Origin of the sequence: Shewanella gelidii, assembly GCF_014647855.1 — a bacterium.
Lineage (GTDB): Bacteria > Pseudomonadota > Gammaproteobacteria > Enterobacterales > Shewanellaceae > Shewanella > Shewanella gelidii.
In genome coordinates, this window is the sequence record NZ_BMPZ01000002.1 from 512,317 (window position 1) to 538,781 (window position 26,465).

Below are 26,465 nucleotides of genomic sequence, written 5' to 3' on the forward strand. Positions count from 1 at the left end.
AGGTTGATACCGAAGTATTAAAGCTTGTTTTACCTTTTCTTACATTGACGATTGGCTTATATTTTTTGGTTTCAAAAAGAATATCGGCACATGACAAACGGCAATTGATTTCACCGACGTTATTTGCATTTACGGCTGCGCTTGGCGTTGGGTTTTATGATGGTTTTTTTGGGCCTGGTACCGGTAGCTTTTATGCATTGGCTTTTGTCACTTTGTCTGGTTTTGGCTTAGCAAAGGCTACGGCTCATGCCAAGTTACTTAATTTTTCCACTAATATTGCGTCCTTACTATTTTTTGCTATCGGTGGCAAAGTGTTTTGGATGCTAGGAGCCATGATGCTTGTAGGGCAAGTGATCGGGGCAACGTTGGGGGCGAAAATGGTTGTAAGTCAAGGGAGTAAGTTTATTCGTCCATTGGTTGTCATCGTGTCAATGTTGATGAGTATTAAACTACTTTCAGAACAATATGGGTTATTGGTGTTCTAATACACCCAGCTTCCGTACGAGCTCCCGAAATGGTCGGACGCGGCTTAAATCTTTTGTATCGACAAGGAAAAAGATGAAGTTCATTCATACCTCAGATTGGCACTTAGGGCGCCAGTTACACAATCAATCATTGCTAGAGGACCAAGCGTTTGTATTAGATGCGCTCGTCGATATGGTAAAGGAGCATCAAGTTGATGCCGTTGTGATTGCGGGTGATGTTTATGATCGCGCAATCCCCCCTGCGGCTGCCGTGAACTTGCTTGATGATGTTCTACATCGAATTGTTGTCGAGCTCGAAGTACCTGTCGTGATGATAGCAGGAAACCATGATAGTCATGAGCGACTTGGTTTTGGTGCTCGGCAAATGCTAAATAGTGGCCTTTATATTACTGGCCCCTTGCAACGCGAATTCCAAGCCATCAAGCTCACCGGTAAAAATGCAAACGCTTGGTTTTATCCGATTCCTTATGTTGAACCTGCAACCATCCGTCACCTTTATGACTGTCCTGTATCAACCCACCAAGAAGCGATGTCTGTGCTCGTAGAACCCATTAAAGCACATGATAGTCAAGGCTTACCTAAAGTTGTTGTAGCCCATTGTTTTATTGATGGTGGAGCGGAGTCAGATTCAGAAAGGCCACTGAGCATTGGTGGTGCGGATAAAATAAGCCCTCAACTATTTGAGCCCTTTGATTATGTTGCTTTAGGTCATCTTCATGGGCCGCAATATAAAGGGCAGGAATATGTTCGTTATTCTGGTTCAATTCTTAAGTATTCATTTAGTGAACAGCACCAAAATAAATCCGTTACTTTGGTAGAACTTGACCATGAAGGTCAACTTATAACTGAACTATTACCTTTGCCCGCTCTACGGGATGTGAGAATAGTAGAAGGCTATTTAGCCGATTTATTGGTAGCAGGTAAAGCGGATGAAAATGCCAACGATTACTTAATGGTTCGCTTGTTGGATAAGCATGCAATTCTTGACGCTATGGGTAAGTTAAGAGCCGTTTTTCCCCATGTACTGCATCTTGAGCGAACTGGGTTGATGAATAGCAATACACAATTACAGCGGGCTAAAGATCATATTAAAAAAGGAGAAATGTCGATGTTTGAAGACTTTTTTTCGCAAGTTTATGGGGAGTCGTTAACGCCAGAGCAGAATAAAGTCATCACAAATATCATTGACTCATTGCATCAGGGAGAGCGTAACGGATGAAGCCTCTGTCACTGACCATGAGCGCGTTTGGTCCTTTTGCAGCCAAACAAACAGTCGATTTCACAAAGCTAGGCGAGAACCCATTATTTTTAATCAATGGTCCTACTGGAGCGGGAAAAACGACCCTTTTGGATGCAATTTGCTTTGCACTCTATGGCAAAACCACGGGTGATGAGCGCGAAGGCAGTCAAATGCGTTGTGACATGGCTGATGACGCTTTGCTTACCGAAATTGAGTTTAGTTTTATCTTATCTGGCAATATTTATAGAATTCGTCGAGTGCCAGAGCAGCCGCGTGCCAAGAAAAGCGGTGAAGGATATACAGTTCAAAAGCCAGAAGCGCAACTGTATTGCGGTAATATACAAGGTCAAGAGTCTCTTTTGGTTGCGGCAAAAGTTTCTGAGGCAACTGCAGAAATCGAATCTCTTACTGGGCTTGATGTCGATCAATTTCGGCAAGTCATGGTATTGCCTCAGGGAAAATTTAGACAATTGTTGATGGCGGACTCGAAAGAGCGCGAAAAAATATTTAGTCAATTGTTTCAAACCCATATTTATCGAAGAATTGAAGATAAGCTTAAACAGCAGTCCAGCCAGATTCGAAAATTAGTAGAAGAAAAACGCAACAGGCGTGCAGGCGTATTACAGAGTACTGAGTTGGCATCCGATGAAGTATTAACTGCAGAATTGCAGCAACTCTCTAAACAAGTCGATGAAATAGAACAGCAAAAAGATAACGTGGCATCGTGTCTTGTTAAGCTGCACCAAGAGTTTGAGCAAGCCCAACAACTTGATACCGACTTTAAAAAACTAGCAGCGCTAAAACTTGAATTCAAGGTCTTGTATGAGCAAGAACAGCATATTGAGCTACTTCAGCAACAGGTTTCTTTAGGGCAGCAAGCCGCAACGTTAGCGCCACTGCTCGTGTCAAAGCAACAACGGGAGCAAGAGTGTTTAGCTGCTCAACAAGTGTCGCAGCAAGCACAAACTCAGCTAGAAAAAGCACTGAAATCTCTTGAGCAAAGCCATTCACGTCAACCACAAATGGCTGAAGCTGAAGTTGAACAGGCACAATGTGCAGTACAATTAGAGCAACTGGAAGGTTTGAAACCCCAGTTTTTAATAGTGCAGCGACAGCAGGAGAAGCTAAAAGGGGTCAACAAGCAGCTGCATGAGAAGCAAATTGAGATTGATCAACTCTCTTCAGAATTAAAGCGTGTGCTGTCGAATCGGCAAGCAGGCCAAGGCCAGCTTATAGAGTTAAAGCAACAGGCAAGTGCATTGCTGGATATCCAGCAGCGGCAATCTGAACTTCAGCGCATTTCTGAGCAGTTCCAGCAGTGGCGTGCTAAATCCATTGAGGTCAGTGAACATCGAAAGCAGTTGAGTGAATTGAAAGAACAAGGGATTAAAATTAAACAGCAAAGAGCTGATTCTCAGCAGTTTTTGCATCAGGTGCAATTCCGTTGGCATGCCGGACAAGCCGCAAAGCTGGCGGCAGAACTGAAGCATGGTGAACCCTGTGCAGTATGTGGCAGCCTTGAGCATCCCGCTCCCGCAATCGCTGAGTTGCAAATACCCACTGAACAAGAATTAGAGGCTGCGCAGGCAAAACTGACTCAAAACCAGGAGCGTTATACACAAGCGCAATCTGACTACAGAAACATTCGTCAACGGGCGGAAGAAGCTCTGGTGCAATGTGAGCAGCAGCGAGATTTAATCGGTCACTACGCTGAAAGCTCACTTGAACAAATACAACAAGAGCAGCAACATTTAGCGTTAGAATTTACCAAAGCAAAGGACGCGCAGCAGCAATGGGAGCAGGTAAATTCTCAAATAGAGCAGTGGCTCTCTCAAGAACAGACACTGCAAAACAACCTTGAAACTCAACGTGCTCAGCTTCATGCCGAGAAAGAACAAGTGAATCATTTGCAAGGCCAACTTCAGCAGCTTCATCAAGCATTGCCGTCAGATCTGGCGAGCGTTGACGCATTTAACCAACGCACTCAAGGTATTCAGCAACACCTAGTAAAGCTCAATGATAAGTTGCAGAAAATGCGGCAAAGCCATTTAGATGCAGAGAAGTCTGCCGAAGCCGCTAAAGCATCAGTTGCAGTGACGCAAGTTTCACTGGTGCAGGCAAACGATGCTTTGACAAAAGCAGCGGCACTGTTGACTGAGCACCTTCTGAAGTCAGCATTTGAGGATGAACTCCAATTGACAGCGGCATATTTAAAAGAAGAGCAAATGTCGCAATTGCGACAGAAAGTTGATGTATATCAGCAACAAAAACTGTCTTTAAGTGCCCAAATTGAACCTTTAGCACAAAGGCTAGAAAATCGGGAGAGCCCGAAATTAGCCACCTTAAAAGAACACATTTCGTCCTATGAAGTGCAACAGCAGGATATCTTGCAGTGCTGGCAAGAGCGTTCTGGTCGTCTCACGCACCTGCAGCAAACCCTTAAACAACTAGACATGCTGGATGGCGAGCTCATTAAACTAGAACAAGAATATAGTGTGATAGGAACACTATCAGATGTGGCTAACGGGGTGACGGCCAACAAAGTGAGCCTTCAGCGCTTTGTACTAAGTGTGTTGTTAGATGATGTACTTATTGAAGCAAGTCAGCGTTTACAAATGATGAGTAAGGGACGTTACCGCCTGTTAAGGAAGGAAGAGCGTGCCAAGGGCAATAAAGCATCCGGACTCGAGCTAGAAGTTGAGGATGCGTACACATCTAAAGTCAGACCTGTAGCGACTTTAAGCGGTGGTGAAAGTTTTATGGCCGCGTTAGCAATGGCGCTTGGGCTATCGGAAGTTGTACAAGCTTATGCGGGCGGAATTAAGTTAGATACACTGTTTATCGATGAAGGTTTTGGCAGTTTAGATCAGGACTCTTTGGAATTAGCGATTCGAACTTTAATGGATTTACAGTCGTCAGGCAGAATGATTGGTGTTATTTCCCATGTTTCGGAAATGAAGGAGCAACTGACGACACGTTTGGATATTCTAAAATCTTCAACAGGGAGTGAAATCAGGCACGTTTTGCCATAGAAACATGGAGCTTTGCAATACTTTTGTTATCTTGGGTTTGATTCAGACCAACATTTTGAGATAAGTTGCTAGTTTGTGCTCATATTGAAGAAACATGCATTCATCGTAAACGGAACGGATTCTAGGCTTTGCAAAAGTACGAATATGTTAGAGGTTATAGTTGAAAGGTCGAGTCAAAATGTGGTCCGAGGACAGCCGTTTCCCACAGCACTTGCTGCACAAGTTCGGGTTGTTCAAATTTAGTTATCGCAAAATATTGCTGACCGGTGTCTTGATGATAGGTGCCGCTTTGTTATTGCCAAAAGATCGTCAAGGGATAGAAGTACATTCTTCTCCAACCCAGAGGATCCCAATAGAGCTTGATATAGCTTCTATTGTGTCAAAGCTCCCTCAACCAAACGATTTTCGCTTAACCACGCCGTCGGCGGATGCAAGCTTTACGGTTGCAAAAGGGGATACCCTGAGCGAACTGTTTATGCGAGCACAGATAGATCAACAAACCATGTATCGAGTTCTTGAAGCTGATTTAAATATATTGGCCCTTGATACATTACAGCCAGGCAATGAGATTCGCTTTTGGCTAAGCAATGACGGTCAACTTGATAAATTAGAGTTATATTTTAACTTAGCGCGACAAGTTGTATTTAGTCGTTACGATGATGGCAGTTATCGTGTCGATGAGGTGAATGTTGAAGGCATTTGGCAAAATCGTCACTTGTCAGGCCAAATCAATGGCTCTTTCTACCTCTCAGCTAAAAGAGCTGGTGTTACGGCAGGGCAAATCCAACAGATTGAAGGCTTATTAAAGGAAAAACTTAACTTTGCTCGAGACCTTCGTGCCGGAGATGAGTTTTCTATCCTGCTCAGCGAGCAATATGTGGATGGTGAAGCGAGTGGTCAAAACCAAATTCTAGGTTTAAATATACAACGCGGTCGTAAAACCATTAGTGCGTACCAGCATGAGGATGGCAATTATTACGATGAAAAAGGCCAAAGTTTAGCGCGAGCTTTCCAGCGAACGCCTTTGCAAAGGCGCTACCGCTTAACATCTCACTATAATCCAAAACGTAAACACCCTGTGACCGGACGTGTAGCCCCCCATAATGGCACTGATTTTGCGACTCCAGTAGGGACCAAAATCGTTGCCCCTGGAGATGGTGTTGTCACTTTGGTGACCAATCACAGATATGCTGGTAAATATGTCGTGATACAACACGGAAATAAATACAAAACGCGCTATTTACATTTGTCTAAAGCGCTCGTTCGAAAAGGCCAACGCGTGACTCGTGGCCAGGTTATTGCGCTATCAGGAAAAACCGGCAGAATTACCGGGGCTCATTTACATTATGAGTTTCATATCAATGGTCGCCCTGTAAACCCAATGAAAGCGAAAATCCCTATGGCTAAGCAATTGCCAAACAAAGCAATGCAGCGTTTTTCTGCATTGGTCGGTAAACGAAAAATGATCATGGGGCTTAGCTAAGGCTGTAACTGTGTCTGCAAGTCAACATTTGAAGAATCGCTCGCCGTCATGGCGAGCTTTTTATTAGGGGACGCAAAACTTTTTTCACCCAAAGTTATTTCAAATGATTTTATAGCTTCTGTTTCTCTTGAATCGCTTTCGTATGGATAAGCTGTCGCTGGGTGATGGAATTGTTGAAGATCCTATAGGTGGACGAATTTAAGCGGGATTGCAGATTATTTGCACCTGAAAGTCACTCAGCGATAAATCAAACGGAGCTTGAGCGGTGCTTCAGGGAATATACAATGAACGTTTTGGAAAGATTTACCAGCGAATTAAAGTCATTTATCTGCGTATGGATTTTGGCCTAAATCCATCAAAATAAGCAGCAAGCGAAGATCAAACTCAAGCTGATGATAGTCGGACTCCATATGGCAACATAACTGATAAAATGCCTTATTATGTTGCTTTTCTTTCAAGTGCGCTAACTCATGTACAATTACCATTTTTAACAGTGATTCTGGTGCTTGCTTTAGAGAAGATGCAATTCTAATTTCATTCTTGCTTTTAACTTTTTTCCCCTGAATACGGCTGACATAACTGTGTAGTCCCAACGCATGATGGCTCAATTGAATTTTGTCATCGTAAGTCACTTTTGCCAATGAAGCCGATTGGCGCATGCACTTATTTTTTAAGGCTATGGTGAGATCATACAAGGCTTTGTTTGAACTGAATTGATGTTTTGAAGGGTATTTTTTCAATAAAAGCGCGCCAAGCTTTCCGTCAGCGAGCAGCTGCTTGACTTGACTTTGTAATTCTGTGGGATAGCCGTTGAGATATTTTAGCATGGCTTAAAGTGTACTTATGGAGGCCAACTTACCATGAAGTGCCCCCATAAATTTTAGGGAAGAAAGCGTAAAAACTTACACAATTAGTCTTTTTGGTAAATCAAGGTGTTTTGATAAGCAAAGGCGACTTCAAAAGCGGGTTGCTGGAAACGTTTCAGATCTAGTCCATCAAAATCAACTTGAGGTGGGTTACGTTTTAACTGCTCTTTAATTGCAAGTGGCGACATACTGTGTACGGGTAGCTCTGATATTTGAATGGCCGCCTCTAACTTGAAGCTTGTTGCACTGCCAGCAAGTTTACCTTTTTGCTCACGCTCAATGATGACCACTTCATCGACTTTATAATCTTGTAGTAGCTTATGAAACGCAAAATGAAATTCACGAATAGACTCTGCTTTGGCTGAATGAGTCACAGTAAATGAACGCTGACGACAATCAGGTACATTAAAGGTCTCGCCTTCATAACTTAATAAACAGATAACGGCTTCGCCGCCCTTTAATTCTACACCGCAAACTCTCATGATATACCTATAATCTAACTTGAATGGCGCTATTGTAGCGGGAAAACTCAATGCGATCTGCTTTTATCTGCTTTGAGAAGGAATTTAGTGTTTTATGGCTGTTGAAAGACGATTTAATTGGAAGGTGGTTATGGATGAGCGTAAATGAAGGAGGTCACTTTGGCAGAACTAAAAACCAAAGCAAGTGCGGAGAGTCTGGATGAATTTTTGGGCTCACTCATAGAAAAACGTGCCCATGAAAGCCGGATATTGCTAGAGCTATTTGCACAATATACTCAAGTACCACCTAAGGTCTGGGGCGGGAAAATGATAGGGTTTGGGCAATATCATTATCGTTATGATAGTGGGCGGGAAGGTGATTGGTTTGTGACCGGTTTTGCACCAGCTAGAGCGAGGCTTTCAATATATATAATGCCCGGCTTCGAATCGTTACAGCCCCTATTGCAAAAGCTGGGAAAACATAAAACTGGCAGTTCGTGTTTGTATATCAATAAATTGCAAGACGTTGATCTAGAAGTGCTTGGTCAAATCATTGCTGAGAGTTGCGCAATCATGTCGCAGCGATACGAAAGCATTGAAATTTGATGCCTAACCATTGCAGACGCATAACGGTCTGAATGTGCACGCTGCTCGCGGATTGGAGCAGCGTATATTGCAGCATATTAGTTTTCAGATTCATCCATTATTGGTTTTGGTTTGCGGCGCATTGGCGCATCGCCCACATCAATCCCAGTGACGAAGCGTTTGTCTCTTTTCGCTTTGGGCTGGGCGGTTTGCTTCTTACGTGCAGGCTTAGAGGTTTGCTGTTTTTTCTTATTCGACTTCACCGATTTCTTTGGTTTATCTTTCAAACCAGAAAATTTTCCGACAAGGCCTTCTAGCGTACTGAGCTCAAAGGTTTTACGTAAGAAGAGTTGAATTTTCTTGAAGCTTTCCCAATCCTTTGGGCCGACAAGAGAAATAGCATCGCCTTTTGCTCCGGCTCGACCAGTACGTCCAATACGGTGAACATATTCTTCAGCAAATTTGGGCATATCAAAGTTAACAACTAATGATACGTTCACCAAATCGAGTCCACGGGAGGCCACGTCAGTTGTTACTAGGATTTGCTGCTGACCACGGGCAAATTCGTCCATAATTTTATTGCGAGCACTTTGTTTTAGGTCGCCACTGAGCGCTGCAGCACTATAGCCAAGGGTCGTTAGCTTTTCTGCAAGACGCTCCGTATCCCCGCGGGTCGCCGTAAAAATGATAACCTGTTTCTGTGATTCGGTTTCCAGCAGTTTTTCTAAAATGGCTTCTTTGTGGTCAAGGTGATCACATAAGTAAATGCGTTGGCTAATATCTTTATGTTCGGTGTTAGCCGCCCCAATTGCCACATGTTCTGGCGAGTTGAGAAGCTCTGCGGCGATATCGTTGATTTCCTGATGATCAAGTGTTGCTGAAAACATTAGTGTTTGTCGACGCTTATGGTCTGCCGCTTTATGTATCGCTTTTAATTGTTCAGCAAACCCTAAATCTAGCATGCGATCAGCTTCATCGAGGACCAACAACTCTAGACCATTTAGGTACAAGTGATTGTGGGTTAAGTGATCAGCAAGTCTCCCCGGTGTTGCCACAACAAAGTGTGGATCGCGAGCGAGGGCTTTTGCCTGATCATTGAAGTTCTCACCACCTAAAATGCTAATGGACTTAAACTGTGTATTGGCGACCAATAATCTAAGCTGACCATAAACTTGATTCGCGAGTTCGCGAGTCGGCAATAGGATTAGCGCTCTCGGATCTTTTTTACTGAGGGCTTTGGTTCGGATCATTCTTTGCAGCGCTGGTAACAAAAATGCAAGCGTTTTGCCGGATCCTGTTTTTGACGACGCCATGAGATCTTTTCCCGCGAGTGCTACTGGCATTGCTTGCGCTTGGATCTCTGTTGGCGCAGTAAAGCCCATATGCTCTAGGCTCTGTAGTAATCGTTTATCTAGGGAAAAATCTGAAAATTGCAAAGGGGAACTCCAACTTATTATGCGACCGAACATTATAACGTGTTTTTAATATGAAGAGCTATCTCTATGGCGGCGGCATTGAGCAACCTTTGAAGGGAGTGGAGACAAAATGAAATCGGAGTGGGTACTTATATGCCTGCTGTGGAAGAAGTGTGATGTTTTCGCTATTTGGGTGTAAGTAAGGGTTAGAAATGGGAGGGCCAATCGAGATTTAGCGCAGTTAGCGGTGCAAGCGCAAAGTTAAGTCTCTAAAAAGCGTTACATTGTATGACAAGTTAGCCCCGTGACTTTTAAAGGCGGTATGATAATGCTTATAACAAAATGGGTTGTATTGAGTGTGATGAACAACGGGGTCTTTGGTTTTCGACAAATCGGCAACTGACGTCTGTTCATGAAAAAGAGATATTCAGCATTGCGTGTACAAGGTGTACCCAGGCAGGCTGAATTTAAGTATTACTTTTGTTAAACATTGGATTGAGCAATATGGAACATGAACAAACAATAGCGCCTAGCAAACCAATTGTTGGCTTAGCATTAGGTAGTGGGGCTGCAAAAGGGTGGGCGCACCTTGGTGTGCTACGTGGCTTAGCGAATTTAGGAGTTCATCCTGATAAAGTTGCAGGTTGCTCAATTGGTGCTGTGGTCGGTGCTGCGTATGCAAATGACATGCATCAAGAGTTAGAAGAGTGGGTACTTGGGTTTTCAAGTTGGGATGTCTTGGGATTGATGGATTTAAGCTGGCGCCGTGGTGGCTTAATTGGGGGCGAAAAAGTGTTTGACGCCCTTGAATCTCGAATTGGTGATTTATCCATAGAAAATTTGAAACGTCCATTTGCAGCCGTCGCGACTGATTTATATTCTGGGCAAGAAATATGGTTTAAACAGGGAGAGTTAAGGAGAGCGGTTCGTGCATCTTGTTCAATGCCAGGGATTCTGCAGCCAATAAAGCATGGGGGACGTTGGTTGGTAGATGGTGCCGTGGTAAACCCCATTCCAGTTTCGATCACACGTGCTTTAGGTGCTGATGTTGTTATTGCTGTTGATGTGAATGGCCACCGTCGCAGTAAAATGCCGACCTTACCTGTTGAAATGGATGCAAATGCGGTCTCATCCTTATCCCATCAAGAGTCAGACCCTCATGATGAATCGGACTTTATGGATTTATTAGCAAGAGGAAAAGAGTATATAAGTGGCTTAACGGACAAGTTCTCTAATGATGAAAGAGCCGCCCCGGGGATGCTCGCTGTCATGTCGCAATCCATGGAAATATTAGAGCAGCGGCATAAACGTGCTCGCTTAATGGGCGACCCGCCAGATGTTTGTATTGTGCCAGACGTTGTGGATATAGGAACGATGGAGTTTCATCGGGCTAAAGAAGCAATATATGCTGGTGAAAAAGCCGTTGAGCAAGTGGCACATTTAATTGAAGCTGCGTTATAAAACATCGCCAATTAAGCGTCATATAGATTTCCCTTGGTCACGCGCTCGGGAGGTTCCTGAGTTGGTCGTTTTTTGAGCCATCAGCCTAGCACAAATGTATTGGGTATTGTCGATACGCAATATTTGTTAAAGGTCACTGCCTAAATTGAGATTCCTTATTGCCAAGTGTTAAAACTTGGCAATAAGGAGAGAATATGAATTTAAATTAATTGTTGGGTGTGCTTACTATGATTGACGGTAAATTCATTCTGCATTGGTTTATTCCGCATGCGTTAAAGGCTAAGTGCGTTTGATTCTAATTGTTCATTGTTAATTGGTGAAGATTTCGCCATTAGTTGTTGCGATTGGCGTTTTGTTTTGAATTGATCAATTTGTAACGCGATGTTCGAAATTCTCCCTACAAAGAGATGGTTTTCTATGAGCCTAGACGGAGTCTGGTGTTCAACATTTCCTACCGATGAGTACACAGTTTCGGTTGTCTGAATTATGGTGAAGTCAAGTCAAAATTTAAATCAAATTCAGCTAAAAAATCCATTCTTATCGTTCTTTAGTCACATCTGCTAATTAATGATCTAGATCAAAGTAACCCATCTGTCTTTATTGCCTAATACGCTACATATTGTGTCGTGAGCGCAACATTGCACTATATATGGTGTCTTTTTAAGCTAAGTATGGAGAGGAATTGTTCAATGCCTGTAGTTATAAAGCGGGATGGTTACCGCACGCCTTTTGACGAAACAAGGATACGGGATGCAGTAATAGCGGCTGCTGATTCAGCAGATGTAAAAGATGACGATTACGCAGCAACCGTTGCGCATATGGCTGCCAAGCAGATCTCTGACTTAGAAGAAGTTGAAATTCATCATATCCAAGATGTGGTTGAAAATTTACTGATGGAAGGTCCTTATAAAGGGCTGGCTAGAGAGTATATTGAGTATCGCCATGATCGAGATACCTGCCGTGAAGCAAGTAGCCGTTTGAATCTAGAAATTAAAGGCCTTGTTGAGCAGAGTAATGCAGCGTTGCTCAATGAAAATGCGAATAAAGACTCAAAAGTAATCCCAACCCAACGTGACCTACTTGCAGGTATTGTGGCGAAGCATTATGCCAAGCGCCACATTTTGCCAAAAGATGTTGTGTCCGCTCATGAAGCTGGCGAAATCCATTTCCATGACTTAGATTATGCACCGTTCTTCCCAATGTTTAACTGCATGCTGATTGATCTACGTGGCATGTTGACCAATGGCTTTAAGATGGGCAATGCAGAAATCGAGACGCCTAAATCGATTTCAACTGCGACAGCTGTAACGGCACAAATTATTGCCCAAGTTGCTTCTCATATTTATGGTGGCACCACGATTAACCGTATTGATGAAGTGCTCGCGCCATTTGTGGCCAAGAGTTACGACAAACATTATGGTGTCGCATTGCAGTGGGGCATCACCGATGCCAAAGCCTTTGCTACGGCGCAAACGGAGAAAGAGTGTCACGATGCATTTCAGTCATTAGAGTATGAAGTGAATACGCTCCATACTGCCAATGGGCAAACGCCTTTCGTGACGTTTGGTTTTGGTCTCGGCACATCGTGGGAATCACGACTCATTCAGCAGTCAATGATGAAAGTTCGTATTGCCGGCCTAGGTAAGAACCGTAAGACAGCGGTGTTTCCGAAGTTAGTTTTCGCAATTCGTGATGGTATTAATCATAAAGATGGCGATTGTAACTACGATATTAAGAAAATGGCTTTGAAATGCGCCTCCATGCGCATGTATCCAGATATCTTAAATTACGAACAAGTCGAACGCGTTACTGGATCTTTCAAAACACCCATGGGATGTCGAAGCTTTTTGGGCACTTATGAAGTGGATGGAGAGCTCCAACATGAAGGCCGCAATAATCTGGGTGTGGTGAGTTTGAACTTACCTCGTATCGCACTCGAAGCGGACAATGATGAAGCGCGATTCTTTGAAATTTTAGAGCAGCGATTGAAAGTCGTTCGTCGAGCATTAGATACGCGAATTGAGCGCTTGGCTGGAGTGAAAGCTCGTGTCGCACCAATCCTATACATGGAAGGTGCATGTGGCGTTCGTCTTCGTGCTGATGATGATATTTCAAGCATTTTCAAGAATGGTCGTGCTTCAATTTCTATGGGATATATCGGCATCCATGAAACCATTAATGCACTCTACGGTCATCAAGAGCATGTTTATGAGAGTGAAACATTGCGCGAAAAAGCAATTGCAATAGTGAAGCGCCTTAAAGATGCAACCGAAGAGTGGAAGAACGAAACGGGCTACGGCTTTAGTTTATACAGTACACCAAGTGAAAACCTGTGTAGTCGTTTCTGTAAGCTTGATGCAAAAACCTTTGGTGTTGTAGAAGGTGTGACCGATAAAGGTTACTACACAAATAGCTTCCATTTGGATGTCGAGAAGAATGTTAATCCATACGATAAGATCGATTTTGAACAGCCTTATCCAGAATTAGCGAGTGGCGGTTTCATCTGTTATGGCGAATATCCAAATATTCAACATAATATTGAAGCATTAGAAAATGTGTGGGACTACAGCTATAGCCGCGTACCTTATTACGGGACCAATACACCCATTGATGAGTGCTATGACTGTGGGTTTACCGGAGAGTTTAGCTGCACGAGTAAAGGCTTTACTTGTCCAAAATGTGGTAACCATGAGCCAAGTCGAGTCTCTGTTACACGTCGTGTATGTGGCTACCTAGGAAGTCCTGATGCGCGTCCGTTCAACCACGGAAAGCAAGAAGAAGTAAAACGTCGTGTGAAGCATTTGTAGTTTGCGTCGAGTGACGAATAACGGCGCCCTACAAGGCGCCGTTTTGTTTTGAGGAACATCATGAATTACCACAAATATTATCCAACAGACGTTATCAATGGTCCTGGAACTCGAGTGACGTTATTTGTCTCGGGTTGTGAACACTTGTGTAAAGGGTGTTATAACCAAACCACTTGGGATCCTCGAGCAGGGCATTTATTTGATCAACAAATGCAGGATCAAGTGATTGCCGACTTGAAAGATACTCGAATTAAACGTCGTGGTTTATCTTTATCCGGAGGAGATCCGCTCCATCCGCAAAACCTCAATTCTATTTTGGAACTGGTTAAACGGGTTAAAAATGAATGTCCAGACAAAGATATCTGGTTGTGGACAGGGTATATGTATGGCGAGCTGAGCGCACCGCAGCAAGCGGTGGCTGAATATGTTGATATATTGATTGATGGTAAGTTTGAACAAAGTTTGGCCGATCCATCATTGCGCTGGCGCGGTAGTTCAAATCAAATTGTCAGAGATCTTTCCGATAAAAATCAAATTCAAATTTTAGAAATAGATGAATAATTTATAGAAGTTCGCGGCCGGCAACGTGCTTACTTTGTCCTGAAATTCAATATGGAAAATATTGATTGTGCAATATTAAACGCTCATCTTGATATGAGATTGTCAGTTTTATTCATTGGAACTGGCGTCCCCCATCACGCCGTTATGCGTGAAACGCTTGACCTCATTGCCCAGTAAGGCAATTGCTGCATCATTTCTATACAAGGAAAGCGTAAAAGACGCTACGGTCTTGGCGAACATGCTGGTATAATACTGGCCTTATGTGACTTACGTGTTGTTCTTTGAACTATTTGTGTGAGTTGCGCAAAGTCTTATTAAGGTGTTATTGATGAATCTAAAGCAAGAACTTCACGATCTAAACGATAAACTCGATAAGTTTCGTCGTAAGCTCGCAGCAGCTGAAAAGCGTGGAGACCAAGCCATAATCCAGCAGTTCAAACGTGAAATCGCCACGGTTACAAAACGCATTGAAAGTATTAAGGGTCAACAGACCCGTCAGTTATCTAAAAAAGGAACTGATATTAAACAGCTTTCGTTTAAACGTGTGCTCACAAAAGCTGAACAGGCTGATATGGGCAAGCTCAAGAAGTCAGTGAAAGGTTTGGTCGTTGTTCATCCAATGACAGCTCTGGGTCGTGAAATGGGTGTAACTCAAGTCACCGGCTTCGCCCCCAAATCATTCTAAAACACGCAATTTAATCCTTGGCCGACCATTCGCATTAGCATTTGATCTTCGCCTCGCCAACACAACCTTAGGTTATGGCTTGGTTTCTAGTCGACCTCAATAGAGCGTGAAATCACTGGAAGTTAGTTACCGAAAAAGAAGTACAGATTGATGTTCTTCAGATTGAACATCGTCGTTAAGGTAGATAAATGTCGATAAAATACATAGCGTCTTCAACATTACCTACACCGTGGGGCGTATTTAATATGCATGGTTTTGAAGATCTGAATACAGGTAAAGAGCACGTTGCATTAACCTACGGAGAGTTTGAACCAAATCAAGCCGTTTTGGGACGAATCCACTCCGAGTGCTTAACCGGTGATGCGCTATTTAGTTTGCGTTGTGATTGTGGGTTCCAGTTACAAACCGCAATGCAAAATATTGCTGAAGCGGGCCAGGGTTTTATTTTATATCTTCGTCAAGAAGGTCGTGGCATCGGACTTCTGAATAAAATAAAAGCGTATGAGTTGCAAGATAAAGGTGCAAATACGGTTGAAGCGAATGAGAAATTAGGTTTTCCCGCTGATATGCGGCAATACGACATGATTATTCCTATGCTAGAAAAAATTGGCGTCGATAAAGTGAAACTGATGACCAATAACCCGAGAAAGGTAAAAGCAATGCAAGGATTTGGGATTGAAGTGGTTGAGCGTGTCCCATTGCAAGTTGGCAAGAATCGATACAATGAAAGCTATTTGAAAACGAAGTCGACTAAGTTAGGCCACATGATGTCCGAGCATCATTTTACTGACGGTAAAGATTAATCTCTAAAGTTAAAAAAGCCGCAATTGATTGCGGCTTTTTTGATCTGTTTTTGCACTGAAACTTTTGATGGTTAGCAAAGACTCTTCGTGGTTATTTTCCCCAAATATGAGCATTGAGATCCGTATCGTCACATGGCTGGTGGTCACTATCATTGACTGGTTTTGGCTTCGGCAGAGGCAGTTTATTGGTCTTTAGATATAAGTATTCAACTTTTTCCCTTGCCCATTGAGTCTTGCGTAAAAACTTAAGACTAGACTTGATACTTGGGTCATGGGTAAAACAGCGAATATTAATGCGAGCCCCTAACTCTTCCCAACCATAGTGGTCGACAAGATCTGTCACAATTGTTTGCAGTGTAATCCCATGTAAGGGGTTGTTCTTTTGAGTCATGGATGAAGTAGCCAGTTTGAATTCTTTGAGGTTCTTGCCTAATTATATCACTGCTCTATATAAAAGGGCATTGGAGCCCTGCAGGAAGTCAGCAACATAAAAAAAGCCGGAGGACAAAGCCTCCGACTTGGACTAGCAACTGAATCATTCTTTATTTAGGCTTCTTCAGCAAGGGCCTCTTCACCTTTGCCTTTGGTTTTAAAGATAACTAACGCAGCGATGACTAATGTAGTCACGATGCCACCACCTGTTGCCACATCAATTGGTAGTCCTGCACCAAGCTTGGCTGAGCTGAGCAAGAAGCTAATCACAACAGTTGTCATAAACATCGCGGGTACTGTACAAATCCAATGGAATTTATTGTGACGCAGTAGGTAAGCAGAAGCTGTCCAAAGCATCAGTGCTGCTGTGGATTGGTTTGCAACACCGAAGTAGCGCCAGATAATCCCAAAATCAATCTGTGTGAGTGCCGCACCCAAGATGAATAGAGGGATAGCGAGCATAAGACGTTTTGGGAGTTGGATTTGCTTCATTTCAAAGAATTCAGCAAGGATTAGACGAGCCGAGCGGAATGCAGTATCTCCAGAAGTGATAGGCAACACAATGACACCTAAGATAGCCATAAACCCACCAACTGCGCCTAGAAGGCCTGTTGAAGACTCATAGACAACATTCGCAGGGTTACCCGCCATACCTGCATTTAAACCATCGATACCGCCGAAGAATGAAAGGGCAATCGCACACCATATGAGGGCGATAATACCTTCACCAATCATTGCACCGTAAAACACGAAACGGCCGTTATTTTCATTTTCAATACAGCGAGCCATAAGAGGTGATTGAGTCGCGTGGAAGCCAGAGACTGCACCACAGGCAATCGTAATAAATAGTGCAGGCCACAGTGGCATATCATTCGGGTTTAAGTTTTGGAAGAAATCGCCCATTTGGAAACCTGGAAGCATCGTGTGTTCACTTGAGAACGCCAATGCGATGGTTAGACCAATCGACATAAATAGCAGCAATGCGCCAAAGAATGGGTATAAGCGACCAATAATCTTATCAACGGGAACGATGGTTGCAATGAGGTAGTAGAGGAAAATGAACCCTAAAAACACAGTTACATCAAACCCGGTTAGTTTCGCAAGTAGACCCGCTGGTGCTTTAATGAAGACTACACCCACAAGCAGTAGCAAAACGATGGCAAATACATTCATAAAGTGCTTGGCGCCTTTACCAAGATACTTACCTGCTAGGTTAGGGACGGATTGACCATTATTGCGTACAGAGAGCATCCCTGAAAAGTAGTCATGTACCGCACCTGCAAAAATACAACCCACGACAATCCACAGCATTGCAGCTGGGCCATATAGTGCACCAAGAATTGGGCCAAAAATTGGACCCACCCCAGCGATATTTAGCAGTTGGATTAAATACACTTTGCCTTTAGACATTGGTACATAATCAACGCCATCAGTTTTTGTAAATGCTGGTGTTGTTTTTTCGGCATTAATGCCGAACACTTTTTCAACAAAAGCACCGTAAATAAAGTAGCCGCCAATTAGCAGGCCGATACAGAGTAGGAACCACGTCATCTTATTTATCTCCCCATTTTGAGTTGTGAGAATTTTAAAAGATGACGTTAGAGGTGTCTTAAAGGACTCAGTGAGCGGTCAGATTCGTTAGGTAAGCGGCAATATTGATGCTTAAGCGGTTACGAATTTGCAACATCTGTTTACAAATGTGAACTGGCAGACATTATTGGAAGCCAAATAGTTGCTTCAGTGTTTTTAAATAGCGCCTAGAAACGGGAACTTTAGCCCCTGAATGTGTGGTGACTTCTGCACCAGAGTCAAGCAATTCGATTTCTGCAATCGCCTTGGGGGTGATTAAATATTGGCGGTGGCAACGAACCAATCCTGTTTTTTCCTCTAACATTTTTAGTGTCATTTGAGTGTGTACAGTTTCTTTGGCCGTAGTGACATGTATTCCGCCAACATCACTACATACAAACTCAACCTCATCGACGAGGATGACTTTTAATTTATTACCTGTGTAACAAGGCAAATGGTTGAGCTGGGTTGGTGCGATGGAGTGGACCGCTTGCGGGGTAAGGTCTTTTCTAAGCCGCGCGATACTTTGTTGTAAGCGGCTTTCTTCAATGGGTTTTAAAAGGTAATCAAATGCATGATTGTCGAATGCTTTAATCGCAAACTCATCAAACGCTGTAATGAAGATGACTTTTGGCATTTGCTCAGGATCGAGCATCCCAATGAGTTCCATACCTGAAATTTTAGGCATTTGAATATCAAGAAAGATCAAATCAGGCTTGTGTTTAATAATCAGTTGAATAGCTTCAATGGCATTGCCGCATTGAGCAATGATTTGAATATCCTGATAAGCAGTCAACATGCTGGCAAGCTCTTCGCGAGCGAGCGGTTCATCGTCAACGAGAATACAAGTTATCATTCAGTTACCCCTGCTACAGGTATGCGGATTATCACGCGGGTATATTGGTCGGTGCAACAATCAACGGTTACGCCGAATTTACTGCCAAAAATATTCTGAATGCGCTTATGAACTAAGTTCATCCCTAAGCCTTCTGATTTCATGGAACCATTCTCTACTAAACCTGAATTGTGGTAGAGGCCGGCATTATCTTCAACAATCATTTCCAAAGTATCGTTCTCAATCAATTGAGCTTCGATGCGTATCTTTCCTGTTTCAAGCATTTGTGAGGTGCCGTGCTTCACTGCATTTTCAATAATGGGCTGCAAGGTAAACGCGGGCATTTTCAGCTCATAAAGCTCTGGTGAAATATTGATTTCGATATGTAAGCTATCGATGAAACGCGCCTTCTCAATTGCCAGATATGAGTTGATGTGTTCAAGTTCGTCGCCCAAAGAGATTAAGCTCGTGGTTCGTTTCAGGTTTATTCTGAGAAATTGCGAGAGCTGCTGCAGGAGCTGTTTTGACTGATCCGGATCGCGTTTGATAATTGCGCTAATCGTATTCAGTGCGTTGAAAAGGAAGTGAGGATTGACCTGAGCCTGTAATAGTTTCAGCTCGGTTTGGGTCAGTAAATTTTGTTGTTGTGTGACTCGATTGTGTAGAATTTGGTTCGAGAGTAGGCGGCCGATACCTTCACCTAGTGTTTTATTGATATTCAAAAAGAGTTTGTTTTTGGCTTCATATAACTTAATGGTGCCGATGACCTCTGTATCATTTCGCAGGGGGATCACTAAGCACGAGCCTAACTTACATTGAGGTGACAATGAACAGGCGTACGCAGATTCAACACCGTCTGCGAACATTACTTTGTTCTCTCTGATGGCCGCTTCAGTCATATTGGAAGAGATTGGGGTACCGGGTAAATGGTGGTCGGCGCCTAATCCTATAAATGCAAGTAAGCGGTTCCGATCGGTAATAGCAACGGCACCAACATTTGTTTCTTCCAGAACAATTTGGGCAATTGTCGCGCTTGATTTTTGGTCAAAACCTTGGGAAAGGATTCCGACACTTCGCTCGGCAATTTTCAGTGCTTTGGCGGAGAACGCCGAAGAGAGTTTGTCTGCCATCGTTTTCTGATCGCGGATCATACTCATGAACAGTGCGGTTCCGATAGAATTGACCAGTAACATGGATGGTGCAATTTCTTTGACTAGGACGAGGGAATCTTCCCAAGGCTTCGCTACGATTAAAATGGTTGTCATCTGCATGAGTTCAACGACAAATGTCAGCCCAAAGACGATCAGTGGGTCGTATATTTTCTCGTAGCGGCCACTTGATCTTAAATAGTAGCTAAAAAGACCGGCGGATAAGCCTTCTAGCGTTGTAGAAATCGCACAAGCTAAATCCGTGAACCCACCAAGACTATATCGATGTAATCCACCGGTTAAGCCGACTAAAAATCCGGTGACAGGCCCCCCTAGCAATCCACCAAGCACTGCGCCCATGGCCCGAGTGTTTGCAATAGCATCGTTAGTTTGCTCACCAAAATAGGTGGCCATAATGCAAAAGCTAGAGAACACTAGGTAGATAAAGACTTTATGCGGTAAGCGTGAAGCCGTTTCGGCAAAAAGCTTGAATAAAGGGGTTTTGCTAAATAAATAAACAATGACCAAATACAGGCACATTTGTTGGGTAAGAAGTAAAATTAATGCCATATCGCCAATTTGTCGTTTTATTTTTAAAGCATTTTGCCAGACCTTGTGCACAAGATCAGTGTTTGTTTTAAAAAAATAAGCTATAAAGAGGTATCGAAATTACATCTTATCGGAGAGTTTTATGTCGGGTTCAGTTCACGGCCACGAAGTTATGCAAATGATGTTGGAGATCGCAGCTCCAATGACAAAAGAAGAGTTGAAAGCGAAAATGCATGAGCGTTTCGGCGCAGATGCACGTTTTCACACCTGTTCTGCTCATGAAATGGATGCCGATGCTTTGATCGCATTTCTTGAGAATAAAGGAAAGTTTATTCCTAAAGATGGTGGTGTTGTCACTGCAGCAGACAAAATCTGCAATCACTAATTTTTTAACTCGTATTTAAAAACTTGGTACCATCAATATTGAAAAGGCAGCTTTTGCTGCCTTTTTTATTGACTGATTCTGTCGAGTAGGGCTTGTTGCTCTTCTTCTGTTTTATTGACAAAGTCTTGAACTAAAATGCGAATTAATCGAGATTTTGCAATATTGGTTTGCAGCGATGCGTTATTCAGCTGTTCAATACTAGTTTCTGTGAGTGTAAAAGTTGCGTGGCGAAAAATCTTAGTGGTTTTTTTGTCAAGACCAACGGTCTCATCAGCCACATCTTGTGCATCAGGGAATTTGCTTGGTTGACCGGTCGCATAATTGACCGCATCTTCAATAAAGTCATCGACATCGACTTTAGTGTTGCGCACTTTGCGCTTTTTACGCTTGAGATCAATTAAGCTCATAGGAGTTTTCTGGCTCTATAGCAAGGAGCTCATCGGCAATGGCTCTGATTTCAATGGCTGCTTTGCCATCGGGATCCAACTCAACCACTGAAGAACCTTTCTCTTCGCTATCATCATAGATATTACGACTGAATGTGACAGAGTTTAGTACGCGCAAACCAAATGATTTCACGACATCTTTGGCTTCTAAAATGCGTTTGAACTGCGTGGGAAGGGCTGGGCACTGTGTTAGAACGATGGTTGAAACCATTTTAGGGTTAACCATTTTACATGTACTCAACATGTCTTCCATATGGGGTAGAGTTTTTAAATCACGGCGTTTAGGACGTAGTGGAATGACGACATACGTTGCGACAGACATACTCGCACGCATGGCGAGGTTGTCTTGGCCGCCACAATCAACAATAACGTAATCATAACGTTCATTCAGGCTGAGTAAGTCATTGCGAATTTTGCCGTAGAGCTGAATACAGTTAATTGGTGGCAGATCGGGCTCTTCATTTCGTGCTTGTATCCAATCTGAAGTGGTTCGTTGCGGATCGCAATCAACCATTAACACATTTGCTTCGAATTTTTGTTGGATATAGACCGCTAAGTTTTGAGCCAAGCAGCTTTTACCACTACCGCCTTTTTCTCCACCTACTAGCAAAATCATAGATCCATCTCCTGTGGGTACGCATTAATCATTAAATTATAGAACAGTGACTAAAAAGTGCTCGGCCTAATGGATCTAAGCAATTGAGTCGTAATATAGTTTCTCATTGAGAACGTTTTGTATCGTTTCGTTTGCGAGCTTTTATACGAGCTGGACGGCAACATGAAAGCTTAAATCGTTGCACTTTGTGCACCTGCAAACTTGGCCCTTAACCGTGTTCTCATTTTCAGAGTTTGGATGGAAAGTGACTTCCAGCAGGCTACCCAGAGCGAAATTCGTTTTGTATTCAAGTAAGGCCCCTTTACGGGCAAAGTCAATACAAATCGCGTCATCTGATGTGACTTGGCCTGAACTGTCTTGCCAAGTTAGCAGTACACGCTCGGCTTCCATATCAACCCGTAAAGAAGCACGTTTTTCAACATATTCTTTTTGAACGTCATCCATAACCCGATCCCTTAAGCTATTGTTTGGTAATTCTTTTAAATCTAGCATAATTCTCAGAGCGAAAGCATTGCTAAATCTATTTTTTGCTACTCATCTGAATTTTTTGGCCGTGGATAAGGGAGTTTCAGTTGTCCCCAGCGAATAATTATAACTGTAGATGCAAGTACGAGTGTTGAAATTGCTATGGTTAAAATTCGCCAATCATCCATGGATTTCATATCCAGAATCAGATACCGGGCAAGCGCCACAATGGCGATGTAGATCGGCATCCGTATGGGGAGTTTGCCAGATTCTGCATAGTTCCCGACCATGGCAAGTACTTCTAAGAAAATGAAGAGTAAAAGTAAATCGGCTAGCGCGACTTTCTTTGCATCAATAATATGAACAATTTCTTGCCCTATAGCTACGATAGTCGCTAAAGCGATGATGATGAGCACAAAGTGTTCTACAGCTCGTAAACTCGAGTGACCGTATTTTTTGTATAAATTCATTGCTATACCTAATGTTGTCCCTAGCAACTATCATATTTCAAATCAAGATGTAGGGACAAGTCATTCTAAACTCATATTACTGTTATTGATTAAAAGTATGGATGGCAAAAACTTCTTTGCAGTGTTTGTGCGGCGAATAGAGCAGTTTAGCTTGCTGCATTGATATGACTTGATGATGACAGACATAAAAAAACCGCCTTAACTTGGCGGTTTTTCTACATATAATTTGGCTATTTAGCGTTTCAAGGCGTCACTTAATAAAGGACGCATTGTTTTTACTAGTTTTGTAGTTACTTTTGGAGAGCCTGCCACAATGTTTCCAGACTTCATGTAGTCGTGACCACCGATAAAGTCAGTTACGGTGCCGCCAGCTTCACGGCAAATCAGATCGCCTGCTGCGATATCCCAAGGTTTTAGGCCAATTTCAAAAAAGCCTTCCATACGACCTGCAGCAACGTATGCTAAATCAAGTGCGGCAGATCCGGCACGACGTAAATCAGCACATTGGTTAAACACTTCACCAAAGATCTTCATATAGGTTTCAGAATGTTGGCGTGCTTTGAAAGGGAATCCAGTGGCAATGATTGAGCCGCTCATATCGTTAACGCTCTTTACGCGAACTCGGAAATCATTCAGCTTGGCACCTTTACCGCGAATCGCGCTAAATAGCTCGTCACGGATTGGGTCATAAACCACACCGACTTGGGTTTGGCCTTTGTATTGTAGTGCAATTGAAACTGCAAAGTGGGGAATACCATTAACAAAGTTATTGGTACCATCTAGGGGATCAATAATCCACATGTAATCGCTATCTTCACCGCGATTTTCGCCATTTTCTTCACCAACGATCGTATGATCAGGGTAAGATTTACGGATTTGGTAGATAATCGCTGCTTCTGCTTCTTTGTCTACATTGGTAACAAAGTCGTTTACACCTTTGGTGCTCACTTCTACTCGGTCGAGCTCAGAAAAAGCACGTATAATCGTTTGCCCCGCTGCGCGAGCGGCGCGCACGGCAATAGTCTGCATTGCATGCATGGATAATCCCCTGGATGTGAAAGAACGTTAAATAGCGGTCGCGAATTATACAGAAACTAAATATATTATCAAATGTAGATTTTCATATAAGCAAATCAGGTCGCCTATGTTAGTATTCTGCGTCCTAGTTTTAGATAAATGTAAGTGTATTTAATGTTAAGTAATATCCGTGTTGTATTGGTCGGTACCTCTCATCCAGGAAATATTGGTTCTGTTGCTAGAGCAATGAAAACCATGGGATTATCAAATCTTTATTTGGCTGAGCCGAGAACTGAGCCCGACGGTCACTCCATTGCTTTAGCAGCTGGCGCTTCGGATATCCTTAAAAACCTTGTCACGACGGATTCATTAGAAGAAGCCATTGCTGATTGTAGCCTCGTGATTGGTACGAGTGCGCGTAGCCGAACATTGGATTGGCCAATGCTCGATCCACGGCAAAGCGGCGAGAAGTTAGCGGCTCAAGCGACAACTGGGCCTGTGGCGATAGTCTTTGGTCGAGAAAACCATGGCTTAAACAATGAAGAGCTGCAACGGTGTAATTATCATGTAGCGATTCCAGCAAATCCTGAATATAGCTCTTTAAATTTGGCACAAGCTGTACAGATAATTTGTTATGAAACACGAATTGCGCATCTCGCGTTGAATGAGAAGCCTGTTGAGGTCATTGAGTATCCACTATCTGCGGATTTACAGCGATTTTTTGAGCATTTAGAAAAAACGCTTAGTGAGACTGGGTTTATCGTCAAGAATCACCCTGGTCAGGTGATGGTTAAACTGCGGAGATTATATAGTCGAGCGCAAGTTGAAGCGGCAGAGATGAATATTTTACGAGGCATTTTAACCTCGATTGATAAAAAAATTGCTGCAAAAGATAAGACCAACGAGTGATGTCGTGGCAAACAAGGCTGGAAACGCCAATTTGTGTGTGTAGGCATACGTAATCGAACTGAATCACTTGAATTGTGATTTATTGGTGAAGTAAATAAAGGTACCAACATGGGTGTTATTGCCAGAGTTAAAGAAGATATCGCATCTATCTATCACAGAGATCCCGCTGCACGAAATGCATTTGAGATTGTGCTCAATTATCCTGGTATGCATGCGATTTGGTTTCATCGTATTAGTCACCGTTTGTGGGTTGCAGAGTGGCGTCAATTCGCCCGATTGCTATCGACATTTTCTCGTTGGCTCACAGGCGTAGAGATCCATCCTGGCGCGACCATTGGTGATCGCTTCTTTATCGATCACGGCATGGGCGTTGTGATTGGTGAAACCGCTGAAATTGGTGACGACTGTACCTTATATCATTCGGTGACATTAGGCGGTACGAGCTGGCAAGCGGGAAAACGTCACCCGACCCTTCGAAATAACGTGGTCGTTGGAGCCGGCGCTAAAATTTTGGGGCCAATTACAATGCATGATGGTGCGCGAGTTGGCTCAAACTCAGTGATTGTTAAAGATGTGCCCAAAGATACTACTGTTGTGGGTATTCCGGGGCGGGTTGTCGCTACACCGACTACACAAACAGAAGAAGAGAATGAAAGACGAAACGCCATGGCCAAAAAATATGGCTTTGATGCGTATGCCGTTTCGCCAGATAACCCTGACCCTGTCGCAAACGCAATTGGGCAAATGTTAGACCATATGCATTTAATGGATTCAAAAGTTCAAGAAATTTGTCAGGCGTTACAGTCCGTCGGCGGCGATGTCTGTACTGATAAGTTACCAGAGCTGGAAGTGGAAGAGTTTAGCGATGTTGAAATGGCAGCAGCTGAGAAGCGTCAAAACGCAATTGATGAGTTTGATCCCATTATATGAACCTAACTCATGATTAATCCGGCTTTAGGATTGAATCTTTTCGAGGAAACAGGTTAAATACCCCAGCAACTTAGCAGGGTATTCCAAATCATATATTCTGGCCTCCAAGAATATCCGAGCAGTTTAGTTGGTTAAATACTTGACTGATTGACTCGGGTATGTTGAAATTCCCACATATCTGTTTATTTGGAGCAGTGGTAGTTATGAAACTTACATCGAAAGGTCGCTACGCCGTTACAGCTATGCTGGATGTTGCGATACATTCCGCTACAGGGCCGGTTCCTCTTGCTGATATTTCGGAGCGTCAGGGAATTTCACTTTCATACTTAGAGCAGTTGTTCGCCAAGTTAAGAAAGAATGGCTTAGTCTCAAGTGTTCGTGGGCCTGGTGGAGGATACCGACTGGGTCTTGAGGCCGCAGATATTTCAGTGGGTATGGTCGTTCATGCAGTTGATGAATCTGTTGATGCGACGCGTTGCCAAGGTCAAGGGAATTGCCAAAGTGGCAGCCGTTGCCTCACTCATTCGCTCTGGGGCGACTTGAGTAAACAAATTTCAGATTTTCTGGATGGCATTAGCCTCGCAGGCTTGATGCAAAAGAGAGATGTCCAGTTTATCTCAGTAAAGCAAGACAAGATTCAAATGGAACAAAGGGTGATCGCTTAATACGCAATCAACTTTTGAACTGTACCTTTGTAGAAGACATTTCTCAGGTAAGTGACTTGAAAGGACATCTTGGGGTTGAATTGTCAGCCTGGTGAGGTGCCATTGTTAATACATTGAGTACGATGATAATAACTATTTTTTGTAC

The 26,465-nt window shown here is 43.1% G+C and carries 26 protein-coding genes; 14 read left to right on the plus strand and 12 right to left on the minus strand.

Annotated features, from left to right (window positions below; genetic code table 11):
* From IEY18_RS05770 to IEY18_RS05785, 4 genes are all read left to right on the plus strand, one after another.
* Window positions 1–485 (plus strand): TSUP family transporter (locus tag IEY18_RS05770; RefSeq protein ID WP_188919182.1); only part of this gene is annotated, 485 nt, incomplete at its 5' end.
* Window positions 486–558: 73 nt separating this feature from the next.
* Window positions 559–1,704 carry an exonuclease SbcCD subunit D gene (locus IEY18_RS05775; RefSeq protein WP_188918729.1) on the plus strand — a complete coding sequence of 382 codons (1,146 nt, stop codon included), beginning with the start codon at window positions 559–561 and terminating at the stop codon, window positions 1,702–1,704.
* Complete coding sequence (locus IEY18_RS05780) at window positions 1,701–4,757, plus strand: AAA family ATPase (protein ID WP_188918730.1); 3,057 nt, start codon at window positions 1,701–1,703, stop codon at window positions 4,755–4,757. The genes IEY18_RS05775 and IEY18_RS05780 overlap by 4 nt, the downstream gene beginning before the upstream one ends.
* Before the next feature lie 274 nt (window positions 4,758–5,031).
* Window positions 5,032–6,240, plus strand: a complete 1,209-nt coding sequence (locus IEY18_RS05785) for a peptidoglycan DD-metalloendopeptidase family protein (RefSeq protein WP_229779767.1) — start codon at window positions 5,032–5,034, stop codon at window positions 6,238–6,240.
* 320 nt (window positions 6,241–6,560) lie between these two features.
* Here the strand turns inward: IEY18_RS05785 and IEY18_RS05790 are convergent, their stop codons facing one another.
* Together IEY18_RS05790 and IEY18_RS05795 are read right to left on the minus strand one after the other, a co-directional pair.
* On the minus strand, window positions 6,561–7,067 hold the full coding sequence (locus tag IEY18_RS05790; RefSeq protein ID WP_188918732.1) for a M48 metallopeptidase family protein: 507 nt from the start codon (window positions 7,065–7,067) through the stop codon (window positions 6,561–6,563).
* Window positions 7,068–7,150: 83 nt separating this feature from the next.
* A complete protein-coding gene (locus IEY18_RS05795) occupies window positions 7,151–7,588 on the minus strand; it encodes a DUF3010 family protein (protein WP_188918733.1) in 438 nt (145 codons plus the stop codon).
* 159 nt (window positions 7,589–7,747) lie between these two features.
* Between IEY18_RS05795 and IEY18_RS05800 the strand changes: the two genes are divergently transcribed.
* Window positions 7,748–8,173 carry a DUF1801 domain-containing protein gene (locus tag IEY18_RS05800; RefSeq protein ID WP_229779747.1) on the plus strand — a complete coding sequence of 142 codons (426 nt, stop codon included), beginning with the start codon at window positions 7,748–7,750 and terminating at the stop codon, window positions 8,171–8,173.
* A gap of 77 nt (window positions 8,174–8,250) precedes the next feature.
* Here IEY18_RS05800 and IEY18_RS05805 read toward each other — a convergent pair whose 3' ends face one another.
* A complete protein-coding gene (locus IEY18_RS05805) occupies window positions 8,251–9,588 on the minus strand; it encodes a DEAD/DEAH box helicase (RefSeq protein WP_188918735.1) in 1,338 nt (445 codons plus the stop codon).
* A gap of 483 nt (window positions 9,589–10,071) precedes the next feature.
* On the opposite strand from IEY18_RS05805, the gene rssA reads away from it, so the two are divergent.
* The 5 genes from rssA (at window position 10,072) to ribA (ending at window position 15,884) form a co-directional block, all read left to right on the plus strand.
* Window positions 10,072–11,028, plus strand: coding sequence for a patatin-like phospholipase RssA (gene rssA, locus IEY18_RS05810; RefSeq protein WP_188918736.1), 957 nt, complete (start codon window positions 10,072–10,074; stop codon window positions 11,026–11,028).
* A 689-nt stretch (window positions 11,029–11,717) separates the two neighbouring features.
* Complete coding sequence (nrdD, locus tag IEY18_RS05815; RefSeq protein ID WP_188918737.1) at window positions 11,718–13,835, plus strand: anaerobic ribonucleoside-triphosphate reductase; 2,118 nt, start codon at window positions 11,718–11,720, stop codon at window positions 13,833–13,835.
* Window positions 13,836–13,895: 60 nt separating this feature from the next.
* On the plus strand, window positions 13,896–14,396 hold the full coding sequence (nrdG, locus tag IEY18_RS05820) for an anaerobic ribonucleoside-triphosphate reductase-activating protein (protein ID WP_188918738.1): 501 nt from the start codon (window positions 13,896–13,898) through the stop codon (window positions 14,394–14,396).
* Window positions 14,397–14,724: 328 nt separating this feature from the next.
* Window positions 14,725–15,081 (plus strand): YibL family ribosome-associated protein, encoded by a 357-nt coding sequence (locus IEY18_RS05825; protein WP_188918739.1) that lies wholly within the window; start codon window positions 14,725–14,727, stop codon window positions 15,079–15,081.
* Between the two features lie 188 nt (window positions 15,082–15,269).
* A complete protein-coding gene (gene ribA, locus IEY18_RS05830) occupies window positions 15,270–15,884 on the plus strand; it encodes a GTP cyclohydrolase II (RefSeq protein WP_188918740.1) in 615 nt (204 codons plus the stop codon).
* Between the two features lie 91 nt (window positions 15,885–15,975).
* Here ribA and IEY18_RS05835 read toward each other — a convergent pair whose 3' ends face one another.
* The 4 genes from IEY18_RS05835 to IEY18_RS05850 all read right to left on the minus strand — a co-directional run bounded on the left by IEY18_RS05835 (window position 15,976) and on the right by IEY18_RS05850 (window position 20,438).
* Window positions 15,976–16,275, minus strand: coding sequence for a VF530 family protein (locus tag IEY18_RS05835; protein WP_188918741.1), 300 nt, complete (start codon window positions 16,273–16,275; stop codon window positions 15,976–15,978).
* A 155-nt stretch (window positions 16,276–16,430) separates the two neighbouring features.
* The gene (locus IEY18_RS05840; protein WP_188918742.1) at window positions 16,431–17,867 is read right to left on the minus strand and encodes a carbon starvation CstA family protein; all 1,437 of its coding nucleotides are present in this window, start codon (window positions 17,865–17,867) and stop codon (window positions 16,431–16,433) included.
* A 163-nt stretch (window positions 17,868–18,030) separates the two neighbouring features.
* Complete coding sequence (gene btsR, locus IEY18_RS05845) at window positions 18,031–18,741, minus strand: two-component system response regulator BtsR (RefSeq protein WP_188918743.1); 711 nt, start codon at window positions 18,739–18,741, stop codon at window positions 18,031–18,033.
* A complete protein-coding gene (locus IEY18_RS05850; protein ID WP_188918744.1) occupies window positions 18,738–20,438 on the minus strand; it encodes a sensor histidine kinase in 1,701 nt (566 codons plus the stop codon). The genes btsR and IEY18_RS05850 overlap by 4 nt, the downstream gene beginning before the upstream one ends.
* 121 nt (window positions 20,439–20,559) lie before the next feature.
* Here IEY18_RS05850 and IEY18_RS05855 point away from each other — a divergent pair, with 121 nt between their 5' ends.
* The gene (locus IEY18_RS05855; RefSeq protein WP_188918745.1) at window positions 20,560–20,802 is read left to right on the plus strand and encodes a YecH family metal-binding protein; all 243 of its coding nucleotides are present in this window, start codon (window positions 20,560–20,562) and stop codon (window positions 20,800–20,802) included.
* A gap of 65 nt (window positions 20,803–20,867) precedes the next feature.
* Here IEY18_RS05855 and IEY18_RS05860 read toward each other — a convergent pair whose 3' ends face one another.
* The 5 genes from IEY18_RS05860 to suhB all read right to left on the minus strand — a co-directional run bounded on the left by IEY18_RS05860 (window position 20,868) and on the right by suhB (window position 23,837).
* Window positions 20,868–21,209, minus strand: a complete 342-nt coding sequence (locus IEY18_RS05860) for a replication protein RepA (RefSeq protein WP_188918746.1) — start codon at window positions 21,207–21,209, stop codon at window positions 20,868–20,870.
* A complete protein-coding gene (locus IEY18_RS05865) occupies window positions 21,196–21,864 on the minus strand; it encodes an AAA family ATPase (RefSeq protein ID WP_188918748.1) in 669 nt (222 codons plus the stop codon). Before IEY18_RS05865 ends, IEY18_RS05860 begins: the two co-directional genes overlap by 14 nt.
* 141 nt (window positions 21,865–22,005) lie before the next feature.
* A complete protein-coding gene (locus IEY18_RS05870) occupies window positions 22,006–22,308 on the minus strand; it encodes a PilZ domain-containing protein (protein ID WP_188918750.1) in 303 nt (100 codons plus the stop codon).
* An 86-nt stretch (window positions 22,309–22,394) separates the two neighbouring features.
* On the minus strand, window positions 22,395–22,799 hold the full coding sequence (locus tag IEY18_RS05875; protein ID WP_188918752.1) for a phosphate-starvation-inducible protein PsiE: 405 nt from the start codon (window positions 22,797–22,799) through the stop codon (window positions 22,395–22,397).
* Window positions 22,800–23,033: 234 nt separating this feature from the next.
* On the minus strand, window positions 23,034–23,837 hold the full coding sequence (suhB, locus tag IEY18_RS05880; RefSeq protein WP_188918754.1) for an inositol-1-monophosphatase: 804 nt from the start codon (window positions 23,835–23,837) through the stop codon (window positions 23,034–23,036).
* Between the two features lie 153 nt (window positions 23,838–23,990).
* On the opposite strand from suhB, the gene trmJ reads away from it, so the two are divergent.
* From trmJ to iscR, 3 genes are all read left to right on the plus strand, one after another.
* The gene (gene trmJ / locus IEY18_RS05885; RefSeq protein WP_188918756.1) at window positions 23,991–24,725 is read left to right on the plus strand and encodes a tRNA (cytosine(32)/uridine(32)-2'-O)-methyltransferase TrmJ; all 735 of its coding nucleotides are present in this window, start codon (window positions 23,991–23,993) and stop codon (window positions 24,723–24,725) included.
* A gap of 108 nt (window positions 24,726–24,833) precedes the next feature.
* Complete coding sequence (gene cysE / locus IEY18_RS05890; RefSeq protein WP_188918758.1) at window positions 24,834–25,655, plus strand: serine O-acetyltransferase; 822 nt, start codon at window positions 24,834–24,836, stop codon at window positions 25,653–25,655.
* Between the two features lie 203 nt (window positions 25,656–25,858).
* A complete protein-coding gene (gene iscR, locus IEY18_RS05895) occupies window positions 25,859–26,320 on the plus strand; it encodes a Fe-S cluster assembly transcriptional regulator IscR (protein ID WP_188918760.1) in 462 nt (153 codons plus the stop codon).
* The last annotated feature ends 145 nt before the right edge of the window (window positions 26,321–26,465 follow it).